We start from the raw sequence: 2,242 nt of genomic DNA, 5'->3' as shown, positions 1-2,242 counted from the left end.
CCTCAGCTTGCAGGTTCAGGTATCCAATATGTTGAACACCGAATACTTTGTGCCCGGCATACGCGCGGCGGAAGGGGTAACCTCAGCGTCGCGGTATCCGCAGGAGCTCAGGACTTTTTCTATCGGCCTGCTGATCGATACAAACCGAAAATGATACTCAACAAATGATTGCAATAGTAAACGCTCCTCTTTCAATGAATACAAGGTTTGAAATCAAGAACTCGGAGTTCCTGCTTACGAAGCTGGATTACCCTGAGCGGCTGGATGAAATGGGCGCATTGCGCGTGCTCGCCTGGAAAGATGAAAAAGGGATCAGCCAGGATTTTTTCTCGCATAAAGCCTGGCTTGACGAAGATGACCTGCGTGCGCACCACTGGATTATCACGCACGAAAAAACGATTGTTGCGGCAGCCCGGATGAGTTTTCACAAAGATTATAGTTCGGTACCCCACGCGAACCTGTTCGATGAAACGCTGCTCGGCGATTTTGCACATGGGCCGTTCGCTTCGCTGAACAGGCTGGTAGTTGCGCCGGAATACCGGGGCAATGGATTTTCTTCCATTCTGGATGAAACGCGGATAGAATTTGCGAGGGAGCAAGGCGCGCGGGCGATCATCGCACAGCCCGTGGAGTCACGCATTAAACCGCTGGAAGATCTTGGATTTATATACCTGGGCAAAATCAAGCCCCTTTTTCAGATGCCGGAGCGGCAGATTTATTTCATGATCAAAGAACTGGTTCACTAATTTGAAAAGACTGGCGGACATATCGCTGATGCTCAACGTCAGAAAAGGTGAGGGTAACCTCGTTACCTTGCTGATGGCTTACTCTTTCTTCATGGGAGGGGCTACTGCCTTGTTTTACACGGTAGTAGCATCCTCATTCCTGATCAGCTTCGACCGGCTGATGCTGCCGCAGGTGTACATTGTCGGCGGCGTTTTTACTTACCTGCTTGGTCTGGGTGTGACGCGGCTTCAAAAGTTAATGGCATTCGACAAGCTGGCCGAGCGAATGCTGTTTTTTCTGATCAGTTCAATTGTCGTGTTCCTCGTTACATATCATTTAACCGGCAGCAGGTGGGTTTTCTTTGTACTCTTCATCTGGAACCGCGTTTTTGTGCTTGTGAATGGGGTAACCTTCTGGGCGGTTGTGGTGAAGCTGTTCAATTTACAACAGTCCAAAAGGCTTTCTTCGCTGATCAACACGGGCGATGTATTTTCATCGGTGATCATGTACCTGGCAGTACCGGGTTTGGTCAAGATCATTCCTGTTGATTACCTGCTTGTCGTAGCCGTCGCATTCCTGATCGTTTGCAGTTTTTTACTCCGGAAAATTCATCAGAAATACGTAACCACTGCAAGCACAAAATCAGCCGGGACAAGTACCGTCGAGAAGGCTGGCGAGGCGGCGGTAGATCCGTCTTACTACCGCAACATTTTCCTGCTTGCATTGCTGCCGGTCTTTGCGTTGTTCTATGTGGAGTACATTTTTTTTACTGAATCACGTGCCATTTTTACGGACAAAGGTTCGCTTGCCGGCTTTCTGGGGATTTTCTTCGGTATATCTTCCATTCTCGAATTTTTCATCAAAACCTTCCTCTACAACCGCCTGATCAGCAAATTTGGTTTGAAGCTGGGTATTTTGATACTGCCTGCAAGCCTGGTTTTCAGCTTTGCGGTTTCCGTGATCTACGGACTTGGTTACGATACTGCAGGGATATTCTTCGCCTGCGTGGCGTTGTCGAGATTTTTTATGAGCGCCATTCGGAAAGCGATCAGCGAGCCGGCTTACCAGTCATTGTACCAGCCCATTCCTGCCAGGTTCAGGCTTAATATACAGGGGAGGATAGAGGGGCGGGCGAAGGCGATCGGTGGATTGGCGGCAGGTATATTGCTGCTGATACTGGTCAACTTCGCGGATCTGAGCGCATTACAACTTTCCATTGTATTCCTGATCGTCGCAATCGGTTGGGCGGTAGCTTCATTCACCGGGCAGAATGCTTATAAGAAAGCGGTTCGCGACAAAGCCTTCATATTCCCGACGCGCTCGAAGCGCACAGCCGAATACAAGCCTGAAATGCAGGAAGTGGAAAAGCCATTTGATCTGCTGGTAAAGCAGGTTTTTTCCAAAGATGAAAAGGAGCGGATTGAAGCGGCTGTTGGTTTTGGCGGATCGAGTCGTGTTGTTTATTTAAAATAAAAGAAACCCGTAATGTACCCGGGGTAGGGGCTGAAGCTTCCCT

General features: G+C 49.1%; 2 protein-coding genes. Both read left to right on the top strand.

The window, feature by feature from the left end; translation table 11 throughout:
- Nucleotides 1–194: 194 nt before the first annotated feature.
- Nucleotides 195–746 carry a GNAT family N-acetyltransferase gene (locus ACTIE6_RS18740; RefSeq protein ID WP_439558097.1) on the top strand — a complete coding sequence of 184 codons (552 nt, stop codon included), beginning with the start codon at nucleotides 195–197 and terminating at the stop codon, nucleotides 744–746.
- A 1-nt stretch (nucleotide 747) separates the two neighbouring features.
- Nucleotides 748–2,199, top strand: coding sequence for a hypothetical protein (locus ACTIE6_RS18735; protein ID WP_439558096.1), 1,452 nt, complete (start codon nucleotides 748–750; stop codon nucleotides 2,197–2,199).
- The last annotated feature ends 43 nt before the right edge of the window (nucleotides 2,200–2,242 follow it).

This window comes from Dyadobacter sp., from assembly GCF_051859145.1.
GTDB lineage: Bacteria > Bacteroidota > Bacteroidia > Cytophagales > Spirosomataceae > Dyadobacter.
The sequence above is the reverse complement of the archived record's forward strand: the minus strand, read 5'-3'. Positions and strand labels throughout refer to the sequence as shown.